The organism is Tepidibacter sp., assembly GCF_025210165.1.
In the GTDB taxonomy this organism is placed as follows: Bacteria; Bacillota; Clostridia; order Peptostreptococcales; family Peptostreptococcaceae; genus Tepidibacter_A.
This window is the reverse complement of record NZ_JAOASI010000046.1, coordinates 1-18,608: the sequence shown is the minus strand read 5'-3', so window position 1 is coordinate 18,608 and position 18,608 is coordinate 1. Positions and strand designations below refer to the sequence as shown.

16 protein-coding genes and 1 pseudogene are annotated in these 18,608 nt (G+C 29.3%); 3 read left to right on the top strand and 14 right to left on the bottom strand.

Annotation, left to right across the window (positions count from 1 at the left end; translation table 11 throughout):
* Window positions 1–14: 14 nt before the first annotated feature.
* The 7 genes from N4A48_RS08100 to N4A48_RS08070 are packed head-to-tail and all read right to left on the bottom strand — an operon-like array spanning window position 15 to window position 8,477.
* The gene (locus N4A48_RS08100; RefSeq protein ID WP_293665376.1) at window positions 15–923 is read right to left on the bottom strand and encodes a dihydroorotate dehydrogenase; all 909 of its coding nucleotides are present in this window, start codon (window positions 921–923) and stop codon (window positions 15–17) included.
* On the bottom strand, window positions 916–1,692 hold the full coding sequence (locus tag N4A48_RS08095) for a dihydroorotate dehydrogenase electron transfer subunit (protein WP_293665375.1): 777 nt from the start codon (window positions 1,690–1,692) through the stop codon (window positions 916–918). Before N4A48_RS08095 ends, N4A48_RS08100 begins: the two co-directional genes overlap by 8 nt.
* 10 nt (window positions 1,693–1,702) lie before the next feature.
* Window positions 1,703–4,912 (bottom strand): carbamoyl-phosphate synthase large subunit, encoded by a 3,210-nt coding sequence (gene carB / locus N4A48_RS08090; RefSeq protein WP_293665374.1) that lies wholly within the window; start codon window positions 4,910–4,912, stop codon window positions 1,703–1,705.
* A gap of 46 nt (window positions 4,913–4,958) precedes the next feature.
* Window positions 4,959–6,038: a carbamoyl phosphate synthase small subunit gene (locus N4A48_RS08085; protein ID WP_293665372.1), complete on the bottom strand. Its 1,080-nt coding sequence runs from the start codon at window positions 6,036–6,038 to the stop codon at window positions 4,959–4,961.
* Window positions 6,039–6,053: 15 nt separating this feature from the next.
* Window positions 6,054–6,980 carry an orotidine-5'-phosphate decarboxylase gene (gene pyrF, locus N4A48_RS08080; RefSeq protein WP_293665371.1) on the bottom strand — a complete coding sequence of 309 codons (927 nt, stop codon included), beginning with the start codon at window positions 6,978–6,980 and terminating at the stop codon, window positions 6,054–6,056.
* On the bottom strand, window positions 6,981–8,261 hold the full coding sequence (locus N4A48_RS08075; RefSeq protein ID WP_293665370.1) for a dihydroorotase: 1,281 nt from the start codon (window positions 8,259–8,261) through the stop codon (window positions 6,981–6,983).
* 60 nt (window positions 8,262–8,321) lie between these two features.
* A complete protein-coding gene (locus tag N4A48_RS08070) occupies window positions 8,322–8,477 on the bottom strand; it encodes a hypothetical protein (RefSeq protein ID WP_293665369.1) in 156 nt (51 codons plus the stop codon).
* Between the two features lie 274 nt (window positions 8,478–8,751).
* Here N4A48_RS08070 and N4A48_RS08065 point away from each other — a divergent pair, with 274 nt between their 5' ends.
* Together N4A48_RS08065 and N4A48_RS08060 are read left to right on the top strand one after the other, a co-directional pair.
* Entirely contained in the window at window positions 8,752–9,768 is a 1,017-nt protein-coding gene (locus tag N4A48_RS08065; RefSeq protein WP_293665368.1) for a tetratricopeptide repeat protein, read from the top strand.
* Window positions 9,769–9,781: 13 nt separating this feature from the next.
* The gene (locus N4A48_RS08060) at window positions 9,782–10,318 is read left to right on the top strand and encodes a metalloprotease family protein (protein WP_293665367.1); all 537 of its coding nucleotides are present in this window, start codon (window positions 9,782–9,784) and stop codon (window positions 10,316–10,318) included.
* 88 nt (window positions 10,319–10,406) lie between these two features.
* On the opposite strand, the gene N4A48_RS08055 is transcribed toward N4A48_RS08060, so the two are convergent.
* From N4A48_RS08055 to N4A48_RS08025, 7 genes and pseudogenes are all read right to left on the bottom strand, one after another.
* Window positions 10,407–10,895, bottom strand: a complete 489-nt coding sequence (locus N4A48_RS08055) for a prolyl-tRNA synthetase associated domain-containing protein (RefSeq protein ID WP_293665366.1) — start codon at window positions 10,893–10,895, stop codon at window positions 10,407–10,409.
* 47 nt (window positions 10,896–10,942) lie between these two features.
* A complete protein-coding gene (locus tag N4A48_RS08050; RefSeq protein ID WP_293665365.1) occupies window positions 10,943–12,025 on the bottom strand; it encodes an RNA ligase RtcB family protein in 1,083 nt (360 codons plus the stop codon).
* 138 nt (window positions 12,026–12,163) lie between these two features.
* Entirely contained in the window at window positions 12,164–12,775 is a 612-nt protein-coding gene (locus N4A48_RS08045; protein WP_293665364.1) for a cyclase family protein, read from the bottom strand.
* Between the two features lie 16 nt (window positions 12,776–12,791).
* The gene (locus tag N4A48_RS08040) at window positions 12,792–13,706 is read right to left on the bottom strand and encodes a DUF3298 and DUF4163 domain-containing protein (protein ID WP_293665362.1); all 915 of its coding nucleotides are present in this window, start codon (window positions 13,704–13,706) and stop codon (window positions 12,792–12,794) included.
* 15 nt (window positions 13,707–13,721) lie between these two features.
* Window positions 13,722–14,258, bottom strand: coding sequence for a sigma-70 family RNA polymerase sigma factor (locus tag N4A48_RS08035; protein WP_293665361.1), 537 nt, complete (start codon window positions 14,256–14,258; stop codon window positions 13,722–13,724).
* A 165-nt stretch (window positions 14,259–14,423) separates the two neighbouring features.
* Window positions 14,424–15,143 (bottom strand): annotated as a pseudogene (locus N4A48_RS08030) (putative bifunctional diguanylate cyclase/phosphodiesterase); the annotation flags it as partial.
* A gap of 141 nt (window positions 15,144–15,284) precedes the next feature.
* Window positions 15,285–17,351 (bottom strand): methyl-accepting chemotaxis protein, encoded by a 2,067-nt coding sequence (locus N4A48_RS08025; protein WP_293665360.1) that lies wholly within the window; start codon window positions 17,349–17,351, stop codon window positions 15,285–15,287.
* A gap of 243 nt (window positions 17,352–17,594) precedes the next feature.
* Between N4A48_RS08025 and N4A48_RS08020 the strand changes: the two genes are divergently transcribed.
* Window positions 17,595–18,530: a helix-turn-helix domain-containing protein gene (locus N4A48_RS08020; RefSeq protein WP_293665359.1), complete on the top strand. Its 936-nt coding sequence runs from the start codon at window positions 17,595–17,597 to the stop codon at window positions 18,528–18,530.
* The last annotated feature ends 78 nt before the right edge of the window (window positions 18,531–18,608 follow it).

Here is an 18,608-nt window from a genome sequence, read left to right as displayed (position 1 = left end):
ATTCCCACCTTCTCTTAATCTATTATTCCTCTTATACTTGATAAATCTGTTATATTATAATCATTCATATACTTCTTGATTCCGTCTAAAACATCTATTGTAGCTGTTGGATTTATAAGGTTTGCAGTTCCTACTGCAACTCCTGTAGCTCCTGCCATTATAAACTCTATAGCATCCTCTCCAGTCATTATTCCACCCATTCCTATTATAGGAATTTCAACAGTTTTAGATACTTGATGAACCATTCTAATTGCAACAGGCTTTATAGCTGGACCTGATAATCCACCTATTTTGTTGAAAAGAACTGGCTTTCTTCTATGTATATCTATCTTCATACCTATTAAAGTATTTATCATAGAGATGCAATCAGCTCCACCACTCTCAACTGCTCTTGCAATTTCAGTTATATCCGTTACATTAGGGGATAGTTTAACTATTAAAGGCTTATTAGTAACTTTTTTAACCTCTTTAGTTATACTCTCAGCCATTAAAGCATTAGTTCCAAAGGCTACTCCACCTTCTTTTACATTAGGGCAGCTTATATTAAGCTCTATCATATCAATATCCGTATCCTCTAATCTTCTAGCAACTTCCTTGTATTCCTCAACAGTTTTACCTGCAATATTAACTATAATATTAGTGTTTTGTTTTTCAAGAAATTTCATATCATTTTTTATAAAATTATCTACTCCATCATTTTGAAGACCTACACTATTTATCATACCTCCATAAGTCTCAGCTATACGAGGTGAGTTATTTCCATCCCAAGGGTCTAAACTAATTCCCTTTACAACAATTGCCCCAAGTGAACTTAAATCTATGAACTCTTCAAATTCTTTTCCAACAGAACCAAAGGTTCCAGATGCTGTCATAACTGGATTTTTAAATTCTACTCCAGCTATATTAAATCCTAGATTACTCATCAAACATCACCTCACAAGCTTTAAATACAGGTCCATCTACACAAACCTTTTTATTCTTATATCCCTTATCATTATCTTCCTTTATCTTAACAGCACATCCTACACACGCTCCAAATCCACATCCCATTCTTTCTTCAAGAGATAAATAAGCGTCTATATTATTATTGACTGCATACTCTTTTACGGCCTTTAACATGCCTTTAGGTCCACAAGAATATATTCTATCTGCTTTTTTTACATACTTATTCATCAAATCTATAACATTTCCTTTTTCTCCATGTTCACCATCTTCAGTTGCTATATAAACTTCTCCGTACTTTTTGAATTCATATATTAAATAAACATCTTTTCTAAATCCTAAAAATATCTTATTGTTTCCCTTTAACCTCTTAGCAAGTTCTAGGAGTGGAGGAGTTCCTACTCCCCCTCCAACTATTATATTTTCACCCTCACAATCTATATCGAATCCATTTCCTAAAAACGCCATTAAGTAAATATCATCATTTTCTCTAAGTCTTGAAAATTCCTCAGTGCCTTTTCCTACCACCATGAATACTAGTGTTATCTCTTTATTTTTTTCATCTATTTCGCATACACTTATAGGTCTTGGAAGTAGCATTGATTTATCTTTGCTATATAAGTTTACAAACTGTCCTGGCTTAAAGTCGAATATTAAATCTTCTGATTTAACTACAAGCTTATACACATTATCCACTAACATTTCATTTTTTAATATCTTAGCTATAACCTTTTTCTTAGTTATACACATACAATACCTCCTACTTTATTCCCATATTATATACACTCATATCCTCTATCTTTATATTAGAATCCATTATATCTAGTATTCCTCTTACCGTATCAAGGGATGTAAACACTGGTACAGATGCCTCAATAGCTGCTCTTCTCATTCTAAACCCGTCTCTAGTTGAGTCATTTGCCTTAGTTGGAGTGTTTATAAGCATATCTACCATTCCACTTCTTATAACATCTAATATATTAGGTACACCTTCGCTTATTTTTTTTGCTCTTTGAACTTTTAGTGAATTTTTCTCTAATTCATCTGCTGTTTTACTTGTAGCTATAAATTTACATCCTTTTTTGTCAAACTCTTTTGCTATTTCTATGAATTCAGCTTTATCACTAGGTTTTACAGTAGCAAGTATTGTTGAATTTTCATTTGCTACATTAACTCCTGCTGCTATAAGTCCTTTGTATAAAGCTTCTACAAAAGTTTCTCCTACGCCTAATACTTCTCCAGTTGATTTCATCTCAGGGCCTAGACTTACCTCAACATCTGGAAGTTTTTGAGTTGAGAATACTGGAACCTTTACAGATATTTTCTTAGATTCTTTATAAAGCCCTGTTCCAAATCCCATATCTTGAATCTTTTCTCCAAGCATAGCTCTAGTTGCAAGTTCTATCATAGGAACTCCAGCTACCTTACTTATATATGGAACCGTTCTTGATGATCTTGGATTGACCTCTATTATATATAATTCATTTTTAAATTCTATAAATTGAATATTTATCATTCCAATTACCTTAAGTTCTCTTGCTATTTCTCTTGTCTTTACTAATATTTTTTGCTTTATATCATCACTTATATTTTGTGTAGGATATATAGATATGGAATCTCCAGAGTGAACTCCTGCTCTTTCAAGATGCTCCATTATTCCAGGTATTAATATATTATTACCATCACATATTGCATCTACTTCTATTTCTCTTCCAGTTAAGTACATATCTATTAAAACAGGATTTTTAGAATCTCTCTCAAATGAATTTTCAAGATATCTTTTAAGCTCTTTTTCGTTGTGAGTTATCTCCATACCTTGTCCGCCTAGTACATAAGATGGTCTAACTAACAGTGGATAACCTAGATTTAAAGCTTCTTTTATACCTTCATCTACAGACCATACAGCCTTACCCTTTGGTCTATTTATTTGAAGCTTTTCCATTATTTCATCAAATTTTTCTCTATCTTCAGCCTCGTCTATCTGTTCTGGCTTAGTTCCAAGTACATTTACATTTATTTCATCTAGGAAATTAGCAAGCTTTATAGCAGTCTGACCTCCAAACTGAAGTATAACCCCATATGGCTTTTCTTTTTGTATAATATTTAGTACATCTTCTTCTGTAAGAGGTTCAAAGTATAATTTGTCTGCTGTATCAAAGTCTGTACTAACAGTCTCTGGATTGTTGTTTACTATTATAGTCTCTATATTTTGTTTTTTAAGAGCAAGTATTGAGTGAACTGAGCAGTAGTCAAATTCTATTCCTTGTCCTATTCTTATAGGTCCTGACCCTATAACTATTACCTTTTTCTTATCTGATACATAAACCTCGTCATGCTCATCATAAGTTGAGTAGTAATATGGAGATACCGCATCAAACTCACCAGCACAAGTATCTACCATTTTGTAAACTGCCTCTATACCGTATAATTTTCTAAGATTGTATACATCCTTAGGAGATGACTTTGTAAAATCTGCTATAGCCTTGTCAGAGAATCCTTTTATTTTAAGCTTTCTCATCCATTCTTTAGTTATATCTGAAAGATCAACCTTCTTTAATTCTTCTTCCTCGTTTACAATATTTTTTATCTTATTAACAAAGAACCTGTCCATTCCAGTTATTTTACAAACCATATCTATTTTATAATTTCTTCTTAAAAGCTCCGCTAAGTCAAATATTCTCTCATCATCAGGTATTTGAACTCTTCTTTTTAATTCTTCAATGCTTCTTTGAGAAGATGCTTTATGTTCTAAGCTGTATTGTCCTATTTCAAGAGACCTTATAGCCTTTAAAAAAGCTGACTCAAAGTTATTTCCAATAGCCATTACTTCTCCAGTTGCCATCATCTTTGTTCCAAGAGTTTTCTTAGCTCTTCTAAATTTATCAAACGGCCATTTAGGTATTTTTACTACACAATAATCAAGAGTTGGCTCAAAGCATGCCTTAGTTTTTTTAGTTACAGAATTTTCTATTTCATCAAGTGTATATCCTATAGCTATTTTAGTTGCAACCTTTGCTATAGGATATCCCGTAGCTTTTGACGCTAAAGCAGATGAGCGGCTAACTCTTGGATTTATCTCTATTACTACATATTCAAAACTCTCAGGATTAAGGGCTAACTGAACATTACATCCACCTTCTATTCCTATCCTATTTATAATATCTATTGAAGCCTTTCTAAGCATTTGATACTCTACATCTGTAAGTGTTTGAGATGGTGCTACAACTATACTGTCTCCAGTATGAACTCCAACAGGGTCTATATTTTCCATATTACATACTGTTATACAGTTTCCCTTACTATCTCTCATTACCTCATACTCTATTTCTTTCCATCCCTTTATACTTTTTTCTAAAAGCACCTGTCCTACACGGCTTAACTGAAGCCCACTTGCAAGAATTTCTTCTAACTCTTCTTTATCTTCTGCTATTCCACCACCTGCACCACCTAGTGTATATGCAGGTCTTACAACTACTGGATATCCTATTTGAGATGCAAATTTTATTCCATCCTCCATAGTAGTTACTATTTCACTTTGAACTAAAGGTTGATTTGTCTCCTCCATTATTCTTTTGAAGGAATCTCTATCTTCTCCGTCCTTGATAGATTTTATAGATGTTCCTATAACCTTTACATTGTGTTTTTCTAAAATCCCTTTATCATTAAGTTCAACTGCTAGATTTAATCCTGTTTGCCCCCCCATACCTGCTATTAAACTATCTGGCTTTTCCTTTATTATTACTTTCTCTACAAATTCTAAAGTTAGCGGCTCTATATAAACCTTATCTGCAATTTCTTTATCAGTCATTATAGTTGCAGGGTTAGAGTTTATAAGTACTGTCTCTATTCCCTCTTCTCTTAAAGTTTGACAAGCCTGTGTTCCAGAGTAATCAAACTCAGCTGCTTGACCTATTACTATTGGTCCTGATCCTATAACTAATACTTTTTTTATATCATCTCTTTTTGGCATAATTTTACCTCCCCATAATAACTACTTAAAGCTAAAATGTATTTTCTTAAACCGATTCAGTCTTAGCTTTCATATAAACATCTATAAATTCATCAAATATTGGTGCCGCATCATATGGTCCTGGGCAAGCTTCAGGATGAAACTGTATGCTGTATATATTCATATCATCAATTCTCATTCCCTCAACAGTATTATCATTCATATTTATATGAGTTATTTTTACATTTTCAGGTAAAGTCTCTTCTTTAACAACATATCCGTGATTTTGAGATGTTATAAGTACTTTTCCTGTTTGCAAATCTTTTACAGGGTGGTTACATCCTCTATGTCCAAACTTAAGCTTTTCGGTATCTCCTCCAAGTGCTAGTGCCAAAAGTTGATGTCCAAGACATATTCCCGTTATAGGAATTTTTCCCATCATCTTCTTTATCTCTTCGATAACACTTACTAAATCCTTTGGATCTCCAGGTCCGTTAGATAAAAACACTCCATCATAATCTTTTTCAAGTATCTCTTTAGCTCCTACAAATGCTGGATATACAGTTATATTACAATTTCTTTTTTTGAAGGATCTTATTATATTAGACTTTATTCCAAAGTCTATAGTAGCTATATTAAGACCTTCTTTATCACAGTGATCTACTACTTCTTTAGTAGTTACCTTTTCAACTGCATCTACATTTGAAAATGAATTTATGGTATTTTTTATTTGATCGTCAGTTAATTTTCTACTAGTTATAATTCCTCTTAAAGTTCCTTGATTTCTAATCATCTTGGTTAAATATCTCGTATCTATTCCTTCTATTGCAACAATCTTATTTTGCTTAAGGTAATCATCAAGATTGAATTCACATCTAAAGTTTGATGGCATCTCACATTTTTCTCTTACTATAAATCCTCTAACCTTTGGAGACTTTGATTCCATATCATCTATATTAATTCCATAGTTTCCAATCAATGGATAAGTCATTGTAACTATCTGTCCATAATAAGATGGATCAGTTAAAACCTCTTGGTATCCAGTCATTCCAGTGTTAAATACTACCTCTCCTACAGTTTCTTGTATATATCCAAACAACTTTCCTTCAAGTACAACATTGTTTTCTAGTATTAAATAACCTTTCATATTTTTTCCCTCCGATTAGATTACTCTAAGTAAGTCTTGTCTCATTCTAATTACAGCTTCTCTTGCAGCCTTGTGAAACTCTGTTTCACTATATCTATCTTTATACTCATCTTTTTTATAAGCTGCTATTATTCCTCTTGATGAATTTATCAAAGCACCTAGTCCATCTTCATTAAAACATCCTTTTAAATCCTCAGCCGTTGCCCCTTGCGCTCCATAGCCTGGCACTAAAAAGAAGGTATTGGGATTTTGCTCTCTAATTATTTTTCCTTGTTCTTTATAAGTTGCACCTACTACCGCTCCTATTTTACTAAATCCGTATTTACCTATTAAATCTTCTCCCCATTTTGATACAAGCTCTCCCATATGCTCATATACATATCTTCCATCTTCTGTTTTTAAATCTTGTATATCTCCACTATTAGGATTTGATGTTTTTACTAATACAAACATTCCTTTATCAAGCTCTTTGCAGTTTTCAATATAAGGGCTTATCGCATCATATCCCATGTATCCATTTATAGTTACAAAGTCAGCATCAAATACCTTATGTTCATTTCCACCAACACGTACTCTTCCTATATGCCCTCTTGAATAACTCTTTGCAGTTGATGCTATATCTCCTCTTTTTATATCACTTATTACTATAAGATTTTTTTCTTTTGCATATTTTATAGTTTTTATGAAACAATCTATTCCATCAGGTCCTAATTCCTCGTACATAGATATTTGAGGTTTTACAGCTGGAACTAGATCATATATTTCATCTATTATCATGCAGTTAAATTTATAATAAGCATTTGCAAGTCCCTTTAATGTCTTTCCATACTTTTTATAAGCTTCTTTTTTTATGAATTCTGGTATGAATTCTTCTCTAGGATCAAGCCCTACAACAGTAGGATTGTTCAGCTCTTTTATTCTCTCTATCAACTTATCTATCATCTAACCTTCATCCCCCTCATATACAACTTCTCCATTTACTATCGTATATTTTACTTTTCCGAAAACTTTCATTTTATTAAATGGAGTATTTTTTGACTTTGATCTAAATTTACTAGAATCTATTTTATAAATTTCATTTTCATCAAAGATAGTTATATCAGCGACTTTTCCCTCTTCTATACTTCCTTTATCTATATTTATAAGCTTTGCTGGATTTAAGCTCATCTTCTCTATAAGTTCATTTATACTTAGTACATCTTCTTTTACCAAGTTAGTTATTCCAAGAGATAGAGCAGTTTCAAGTCCTACTATTCCATTTGCCACTTTTTCAAATTCACAGTTTTTTTCTATTTCATGATGAGGTGCGTGATCTGTAGCTATAATATCTATAGTCCCATCCTTTAACCCTCTTTTTATCTCTTTTACATCTTCTTTAGATCTTAGGGGTGGACTCATCTTCATATTTCCATTATCTATTTCAACACTCTCATCTGTTAGTGAGAAATGATGTGGACAAACCTCACAAGTTACATATATATTATCTTTTTTAGCTTTTCTCACTAATTCAACGCTTCCTTTAGTACTTATATGACATATATGAAGCTTAGCTCCTGTCTCTTTTGCAATCTCTATATCTCTTTTTACTATAACCTCTTCTGATTCGCTAGATATTCCTTTAAGATTTAGATTTTTAGATTTTGAACCTTCATTCATAACTCCATCTTTAGCTAACTCTTCATCTTCACAGTGTGATAAAACAGGTAAATCATAAGTTTTAGATAGTTTCATAGCCTTAGCTAATATAGCTGAATCTTTAACTGTTTTCCCATCTTCACTTATAGCAATTATTCCAGATTTTTTCATACTCTCTATATCACTTAACTCTTTTCCGTTTTGTCCTTTGGTTATACTTCCTATAACCTCAATATTCACTACAGCTTTTTCAGCCCTTTTATTTATGTATTTTACTACTTGCTCATTATCTATAGCAGGATTAGTATTTGGCATAGCACATATAGTAGTAAATCCACCTCTTGCAGCACTTAAAGCACCGGTTTCTATATCTTCCTTGTATTCAAATCCAGGTTCTCTAAGGTGTACATGTACGTCTACAAACCCTGGAGACAATATATATCCACTAGCATCTATTTCTCTATCAACTTTTTCATTTATGTTTTCGTGTATTCTTTTTATTATGCTATCTTCAATAAGAACATCTGTAACTTTATCAAAGTTTGTTTTAGGATTTATAACTCTTGCATTTTTAATCAATAATTTCATTTAATTCACTCCTCTTTTAGATATTAAAAAAGCAACAAACAAGTATACCAAAATCAAAATTCAACCTTTTGGTACTACCGTTTGTTGCTTACATATTTTAAGGAATTCAAAAACTATTATTGAGTATAATACATTCAATAATTCTTTGAAATTTATACAATTACTCTTATTATCATGTTTTTCTGCATAATAAAAACACGCACTGATGGCTCCCATCATGATTCCTCCCTTCCTGGTCTCTCGTACCAATTTAAAGGTCGACATGCGTATGTCGATTTTTTATATTATTTTGTTTTAACAATAATAACACATAGAGTATTCGTATGTCAAATATAAAATTTGTTTCATACTTCCTACAGCCATCTAAATGTGTTTTTCTAATTAATTTTTAAAACAGAATAAAATAGTTCTATTGGTTCATTGTAAATTTAATGTAGTTAATGTAAAATTTGGTTGATTTAAATATAAAATTGTAAAAGGAGGAATTTCTTTGACAGAAGAAAAAGTTATTTGCTGTAATTGTGAAGAAAAAGAAGCACTTAAAGATTATCCTACAGATCTATGCGAAAACTGTAGAGAAGCGTATATTAAATATCCTGTTCCTATATGGATAAAAGCTTTATTTGTAATTGTACTTATTGTTACAATATTTAGTCTTATGCATTTTAAAAGTTCTCTTATTGGAGCTGTAAACTACGAAAGAGGTTTAAAAGCAGAAAAAGAACTTAAATATGTAACAGCTCAAAATGCATATAAAAAAGCTCTAAATCAATTTCCTGAATCGCAACTCTTAAAAAGCAGACTTTTTATTGTATCAGTCAAGGGTGATAATTTAGACGGAATAGAAAAAATTTATGATGAGATTCTTGAAATGGAATACTACAATACAAAGCTGCTTGACGAAGTTCAAGGTGCAATTGATTTGTATGGAGGATATTTCTTTATGACAGAAGAAATAAAAAAAATAGTAGAAAATGAAAATCTTTCAATCAATCAAATAATTAGTAGCCTTAAGAACCTTACTAAGTCCAGTAACAACGAAAACATATGTGGAGCATATTATTATCTTGGAACCGTCTACTACGCAAATGGAGAGTATGCAAAAGCTATAGAAGCCTTTGATACAGTTTGCTCAATCAGACCAGATATTTACTCTTTTAAAATTCCCAAAGCAACGTGTTATTCAGATTTAGGCAATTATGAAAAAGCTAAAAAAATATTAAAGGAAACATTTATTTTTAACAAAGAATATGAACCTGCATATATTTCTTTGAATTTTATAAATCTTAAAGAACATAACTATGACGAGGCTCTTAAAAACGCAAAAAAAGCCTATTCTATAAATAAAAATAATTTAGATGCTATAGAGGCAATTGCAATATCAAGTCATTATTTAAAAAATGAAAATGAAAGAGATAAGCATATTAAGATTCTAGAAGAAAATAACTACTCTGATATTAATAGAGTCAAAGATATCGTAAACGGAAAAATAAAAGATTATGAATAGGAGTGAAAAATAAATGTTTTTTATACCTGGATTTTTAATATCCCTAGTCACTTTCCCTGGAGTTATAGTTCATGAGTTAGCACATCAGCTTTTTTGTAGACTTATGAAAGTCCCTGTTTTTGAAGTTTGTTATTTTAAGTTTTCAAATCCATCAGGATATGTTATTCATGAAGCTCCAAAAAACCCAAGAGCTCAAATTTGGATCTCACTTGGTCCATTCTTTGTAAATAGTATTTTAGGTGCCTTAATATCACTACCAGGAGCTATAGATATTATAAAATTTAATGATTACTCTAATCAATTAAGCTTTTTCTTTGTATGGCTTGGTGTATCTATTGCAATGCATTCATTTCCAAGTATAGAGGATGCTAAAAACATGTGGAAATCTATATGGGATAAAAGAACACCTATAATCAGCAAACTACTTGCTCTACCAATAGTTGCTATTATGTATATTTGTTCTCTTGGAAGTGTTGTTTGGCTAGATCTTTTCTATGGTATATTTTTAGCCATGGCTATTCCTTATGTTCTTATCCAAATGTTAATATAAACTTAGATTACCCCTAGTAAATACTTGTATATTTACTAGGGGTAATCTTTAGTTTTATTATTTAATATTTTATTTTTTAAATGCTTTTCTAGATTTCAACATACTTTATTTCATTACCTACAAATTCTAAAAACTTCTCAAAATCCCCATAAGAAATCGTAATAGTTGCAGTATTTACATTAGGATGAAAGCTTATATAATCTCCCTTTAAATCCTTGTCTATCAACACCTTAACATTTTTTTCCTCATCATTTATAAGTCCAAATACATTTACTGAACCAGGCTTTAACTTTAAATATTTAAAAAGCCTTTCTTCTGATGCAAAGCTTAGATTTGTACTATTTATTTCCCATGACAATTTCTTTAAATCTACTTTTTTATTTTCTTCTATAATTATAAGATAGTGTTGTTTTCCTTTTCTATCCCTGACAAACAAATTTTTACAATGAGCACCTTTTATGTTCAACTTTAAATTGTCAGCTTCCTCTATTGTATACACAGGAACATGAGTGTATTTTTCATACTCAATATCTAATTTGTCTAAAATATCGTATACTACTTTTTCATTTTCGCTCATAATTTTCTCCTCGTTATACATTCGTAAGTAAAAAATTCCTCTTTATATTATCTTTTATAAGTTATCCATGGCTTTAAAGTAGCTACCACTTCGATCATTTTTTCATCTAACATATCTTGTATCACTCTATCTATATTTTTATAAGCCTCAGGTGCTTCTTCATATATTACATTTTTATCATTATACATTAAATTACATTTCATATTGTTTTGTCTTACATATTTTTTAGAATAAACTTTTTCAAGCTTCTCCTTACACCCAAATCTACTCCATTTTCTTCCTGCTCCATGTGAAATCGAATATGCATAATCTAAAAGATTATATTTAGGCTTTACTATATACGAATTACTTCCTCTAGTCCCAGCTACTACAATACATCCTGTATCAGATGGAGCTGCTCCTTTTCTATGGATATAGAATGTTTTATTATTCACTTTCTTTTTAGTTATACTATTATGAACACTGTCTAAAAGCTTTTTATTTTCTTTTGAATTTACACAATTTGAAATTCTATCAGCTATAATTTCTCTATTTAATTTCGCAAATTCAACTGCATTATCGTGTTCTTTTAAGTATTCATCAAAAGCATCAGTTCCTACATTTAATCCATTTTGACAAGAGTAGTCTTTAATATATTTATTCAGTATATACTCACCGTATTTTCTTGAACCACTGTGAACTAATAAATATATGTTATTTTTATTTATTCCAATTTCATCTACCGCTTTTTCATCATATACTCTATCAATTTCTTCAAACTCAGCAAAGTGATTACCAGACCCTATTGTTCCTAATTTTTCTTTAAATGGAAAATCAGTATCTTTAATAAAGTTATTTATATTTTCAAGACTACTTAATTTCTCTAATTTTTTCATAGTTTTATCTATTTTAAATTTACTTTTTTTAATTCCAGTAGAAAATAACCCTATTCCACAGCCTATATCATTTCCAATTATATGAGGATATATAATATCCTCAGTCATATAACTTGCTCCAACAGGAGTTTTTCCAACATGTAAGTCTGGAAGTCCCACAGCTTTTATTATACCTTTAAGCGTTGCTATTTTTTTAAGCTGATCCACAGCATTACTTTCTATCCACGATTTTTCACTTTTTACTATATTTATCATTATTATATATTCTCTCCTCCATATTATAATGTCCTATGGCAAGAGACTATTATTATTTAGATTCTCTCACCTCATATTTTAATAACATCATATCAATCACGTCCTTTCAAAATATTTATACAATTATTCTATCAAATTTTAAAATTCAACCATTATTCTTGCTGGAAAAGCATCTAATCCTTCAATTTTCATAGGTAAACAAAATACTCTAAAATCATTCTCTGGTATCTTATCCAGGTTCATTAAATTTTCTATTGCATATATCCCATTTTTTCCAAGAAAAACATCTATAAGACCATGATTTTTTCCTCGTCCTAATCCCAAAGTATCTATCCCAATCATATTTACTTTCTTCTCAACTAGATACTTAATTACTTCCATTGAAATTTCTGGATGGTTACTATATCTTTCTTCATCATCTAAATATTTATCCCAATTAGTTTGGAAAAATACAAAATCTCCTTCTTTAACCTTCTCAAAGTTTAAATCATTTATTTCAATTGGTCTATCAGTTATATGCGAAACATCAAATTTTATTCCTGATGATATTAACCTTTCATTTTCTAAAACAACATCCTTACTCATAACATCTATATGAGTCCCCATATTATGAACAGCACAAGAAAATAAAGTTGTTGTATACTCCTTTTTAGTTCCTTCAAAACATTTTATTTTTTCTACCTTAAGAGGTGGTGAACCTGTTCTATAAACTCTATTCATTTTTGTTACTTGTGTAATATCAACTATCATACAAATTCCTCCTATATTATTTTAAATATCCTAACTCAGAAATATTATCTCCAAAGACAGAGGTGTCAATTATAAATTCAGGCATTCCTATATAACCTGCCGCTATTTCATATTCATCAAATACTATTACAAGTTTATCATTTTCATTTATATAGAAGTTAGTATTCTCATCTATAGTATCAAATTCTTCTATAAAATATCCAGCCTCTTCTTTTTCAATTTCTTCTTTCATTTTAGTTATTATTTCATTATTTATAGAACTTATATAATCGTAATCTTTATCAAATAAATCACTTATATTAAGTAATTTACTATTTTTCAAAGCCACATTATAAAAATCAGCTCTATCATATCCACTTGCTTTTATTTGGGTTGTTACAACCTTAAATGACAATATATCTTCATTATTTCTAATTAGTATATAGCTTTGACTTACTGTCTCAGGAATAGATGTTAAAAATCCTGCCTTCTTTGAATCTTCCTTGATTTTTTCTGAGTTTTCAACAGCCTTATCATATACAGCTATAGCACGTTCTTTTAAAATACTATTTATTTTTTCTTGAGCATTATTATCTTCAAGTCCTTCAATAGACGGTATCTCTATATTTATCTCCCTATACTTATCATAAAGTGCCATTTTATCAATAGTTACAAGATTTACAATATCACCTATTACAGGAACATCAAGTATATTTGCTGCAAACAATTTATTTGTATTAACTAGTCCTACAAAAACTACACAAATACAAGCAGCTACTGTAAGACTTCTACTAATTATTTTCTTTAATTTGCTTCTCTTATTGATAGTTTTTTCATGGAATTTGTTTTTTATATTTATTAAACTCTCATGTGTAAACTCAGGAAGCTCACTTTTAATCATATCAAGATTTTCTTGATCTAATTCTGATATAATATTATCATATTTATTCATAATTATCCTCCTAATTTATAATTTAATTTTTGTAAGCAAAGATTTTCTACTATAATAAAGTCTATTACTTACTTCTTTAGATGTAATACTTAATTTATCAGCAATTTCTCTAGGTTTTAACTGATAGAAGTATCTAAGAAAAAAAATCTCACTATCAGGTTCCTTTAGATCTTTTGCAAAATTATATATATCGTTAATCATTTGTTTATTTAATAACGCTTTTTCTATATCTTCAGTCTCTACTTTTAAATCTTCATCATATGGCAAAGTTGTCATTTTATTTATTTTTCTTACTTTATCTATTGCTTTGCTTTTTGTGATAAGACATAAGTAAGATTTAATACTTCCTCTAGTTTGATCATATTTTTGAGGGTGTTCCCATAAATATGTAAAGCTTTCTGCCACACAGTCCTCAATATCTTCTCTAGTTCCAACATTTTTAAGTATCCCTGATGCAATTACCCAAAGTAGCTTACTATATTCCTTAATTAAAAAATCATATGTTCTAGGATTGCGACTATGTATTTCTTGTTGCAATTTCTCATCTATCATCTACTATATTACCTCCCTGTTTCTATATTGATTATAATCGATTACATAAAACAATACGAATGAAAAAGTGTTTTGACTTAAAAAAACAGGTGAAATATTTTATTTAATATTACACCTGTTTTTCATACTTATTTTATTTATAATTATTATTAATATCTAGTAATTTCATTTTTGCTTAATTAATATACGTCCTATTTCTTTTGCGTTTACTGGCTTACTAAAAAAATATCCTTGATATTCATTGCAACCTAAGCTATTTAAAAGTTTTAGTTGATCTTGTGTTTCAACCCCCTCTGCAATTGTTTTTATTCCCAAAATCTTTGCTATATTAATTATTAATAACACTATAGATTTATCTACTTTTCTATAACAAATTTCATCAACAAAAGATTTATCAATCTTTAAAGTATCTAGATGCAGTAACTTCAAATAATTTAGACAAGAGTATTTTGTTCCAAAATCATCTAACGATATACTTATTCCTCTTTCTTTTATTTTTTTTAAATTTTCTTTGTCACAGTCAATATCTTGTATTAATGCCGTTTCTGGTATCTCTAATGTAAGTAATTCAGGATTAATTTTTCGATTTGATATAATTGAATCTATTGTATCTACAAACTTATTATCATTAAATTGAATTTGCGATATATTTATAGAGACATTTATAGGATTGATTTTCATTTCTACCCATTTATTAATCTGTTCACAAACCATTTCTAATACTAATTTATCTATACTTGTAATTAGTCCATATTTCTCTGCTATATAGATAAATTCCTTGGGATATATTAATACTTCTTTTGAGTGATTCCATCTTATTAATGCCTCCAATCCTGTAACTTTGCCAGATTTAGCATTTATTTTAGGTTGATAGTATAAAACAAATTCTTTTTTTGTATTGCTAACTCTATATCTTCTTTATATATATGTGATTCTTTCCTTCTTCTACAAATAAAAACGCTGTATCTCCCCCAGAATAATATGCTTGCTAAATATTAAGTGTATTACATTTTATAATATATCGTTTTACTCATTATCTAATATAAAGTTGTTTATTTCTTCTTGTAAATGTTGTGATAGTTCATTTAAATCCTGAGTATATAATGACACCTCTTCTAACAGTGCAACTCCCTCTTCTGTTGAAGAAGAAACCTCTTGTGTTCGGGATGCAACTTGTTGTGAAGAATAAGATATTCGTTCTATTGAATTTATAATATTATTTTTATAATCATCCTTTTTTTCTGTGTGTGATTGAACATTTTTTATATTTGATCCTAATTTTTTTATTCGTTTTATTATATTGTTAAATACTATATCAGTTTGTGTTATCAAATTATTCTGCTGGTCCTGTATTTCCTTTATGTCATTTAAAATGAAAACTGATTTTTTAAATTTATTTTGCACCGCATCTATTAATAATCTAATCTCTTTAGCAGATTGTTCACATTCATTAGCAAGATTTCCAAACTCTTCAGCCACAACCGAGAATCCTTTGCCTTTTTCCCCAACTCTAGCTGCTTCTATAGATGCATTCAGTGCTAATAAGTTAGTCTGCTTAGCAATCTTAGAAACGGTATCTACTATTCCACCTATTGCTTGAATACTTTTATAATTATCAGATAAAGCTTCTGATATATCATTCGCTCTTATATCACGTTCGTTTGTTTTTTCTACTAAGGATTTTATTATTTTAACTCCATCCGAGCTCAAGTCATTAATTTGTGAGGATTCTCTATTGATATAATGAGTAGACTCTACTACTAGTTGAATTTCATCTCCTAATTCTTTCATATCCAAACTTCCTTTAATTGTACTTTCAGCTTGTTTATTGGCATTGTTTGCAATAATATCTATGATCAGTGCAATTTCACCTATTGAATCATTGGTTTGGGTTGTTATTTTATTCAAAGAATTTGAAGAATTTATCACTGTATTAGCTGAATATTTCACTTTTCCTATTAATCTATTTATATTTTCCATCATTTCATTAAAGCTAGTTCCAGCTTTACCTACTTCATCTTCACTTTTAATATCTATTCTTGTTGTTAAATCTCCTTTTGATGCTACTTCAAAAGAATCTTTCAATTGTATAATAGGATTAGATATACTTTTTGATACAATAATTCCTATTATAGAAAATATTATTATACATATGCCTATTACTACGGTTAAAAAAGAACTTATTTCTGTAGAGCTCTTGAATATTTCTTTTATTGTAGGTGCCACTCCTAATACCCATCCATTACAAAGTTTTGAGTATCCTATTATTTTAGATTCTCCATTAAATTCATATTCAATTACCCCATGATCATTTGTACTCATTTCATCTACTATAAACTTTAATTTTCCATTTTCAGTAGTTCCTAAGTTATCTTTAAATGTAAATTTAGGATGAACTAAATAATCGAATTTTTCATTAAATAATGCTAAATATCCACTGTCATAAATTTTTATACTTTCTATTTCCTTCTTTAATAAATTAAAATCTATATCTGTTCCTACTAATGCAACTAATTTATCCTCCACATAAACTGGCTTTGTATACGAAACTACATGAGTATTTAAGATATCATTCATATACACATCACTCCATTTGTTGAAGTTACTCTTATATTCTTCAAATTGCAATGCAGTTTCTTCAGAGCTTAAATCCCAGTCTAATTTTTTGAACTTTCCTTCTCTCTGCTTGTCTGCATAATAAATATTATATACTGTATCAGATAATTCTGGTGATACTTGAATATATATTGCATTACCTCCAACTGTATTGTCTGCAATCAATTTTACTATATCATCCATTTTTTTATTATAAGAAAGTATATAATCAGGGTCTTTTATAAATTCATTCATATCAAATTGTAATCCTGATATAGTAGCCAAGTTATTTACACCTAGCTCCGCTTCATCTAGGAATTTGTCTATTTTATTAGTATATACTTGTGACATAAAATCAAGCTTTTCTGATGCCTCTTTTTTTATTATGTTCCTACTTTTTATTATAGCTATACTCCCTACTATTAACGCCATAGATATTGAACAAACTAGAATTACTAAAATTATTTTAATTGATACTTTTTTTAATGTTAGCTTCACAATTTCAACTCCTATTCTTTAATTTTTGGCTTCTTCATAAATAATTACAACTCGATTCAAATGTCCATTTTCGACATTTTTATATATATTTCAACATAATAACAGGTTTTTCATGTTGATTCATTCACATTTCTTACATAATACCTATATACATAAATAATAATTTTAGTTTAAAATAATAATGTATGTATTTTTACTTCGTTCAAAGTTTGAAGTTATTTTTATTTTTTAAGGAGATAAATCATGATAAAAAACAACAATATAAATATCAGTCATAAAATTCCAGTTAAAATATATTTTCAAAGAATAACAGATTGTTCATGTAAATGGAACAATGGTATTAAATTTATTATGGTATTAAAAGGAAGCTTACAGTTTTGGAGTTTATACACGAAAAGTATTACAGTTGAAGAAGGGGAAATTAAGATCATAAACCCACATCAATTACACTGTATTTCACCGTTAACAAGTAACAATATTGTTTTGATATTAGAGATAGATTCTGATTTTGTAAGATCATACTTTACTAATAATTTTGTTCAAGTTAAAAATCCTAATTTTAATATTAGATGCCTATTATTTAATTGTGAAGAAAACGTTATCTCGCCTTTTAACGCTGACACAAATAGATATGAACAATTAAAACTACAGATTATTTCTCTAACTAATTCCATTTATTTTTCTTATAACTTAGATAGATGTGAAGAGTTAGCTAACAGCTTACTTTTTAACCTTTTTAATAACTTTTGTATATTTACTAAAAAATCATTAAAAAAATCAAATCGTTTAAAATATTCAACTAGATTTATGAATATTTTTATTTATATGGCTGATAATTTTTTAAATAAAATAGAATTGAGTGAAATAGCAAAATACGAACGATTAAATGCAGATTATTTATCTCGTCAAATAAAAGAGTTAGTTGGATATAATTGGGTTAAGTGTATAAATTTCCTTAGGATTGAACATTCATTAAAATTACTCATGACCACAGATATGAATATTACTGAAATTGCTTTTAGTTCTGGTTTTTCTTCTCCAAGATATTATTATAAAAATTTTTATTATTTTTTCCCTGAAGGACCTGCTAAATTTCGAAAAAAATACAAACCCTTATGTAGCTTTGCAAAAATTTCTGCATCTTTTCGCAAAATAAACTGCAAAAATAAAAGGTATTGAGATTTAATATACTCATACCTTTTATTAGCCAACTTCCTATTCATTTTTTAATTAACTACTTATTCTGTAAATTCTCCT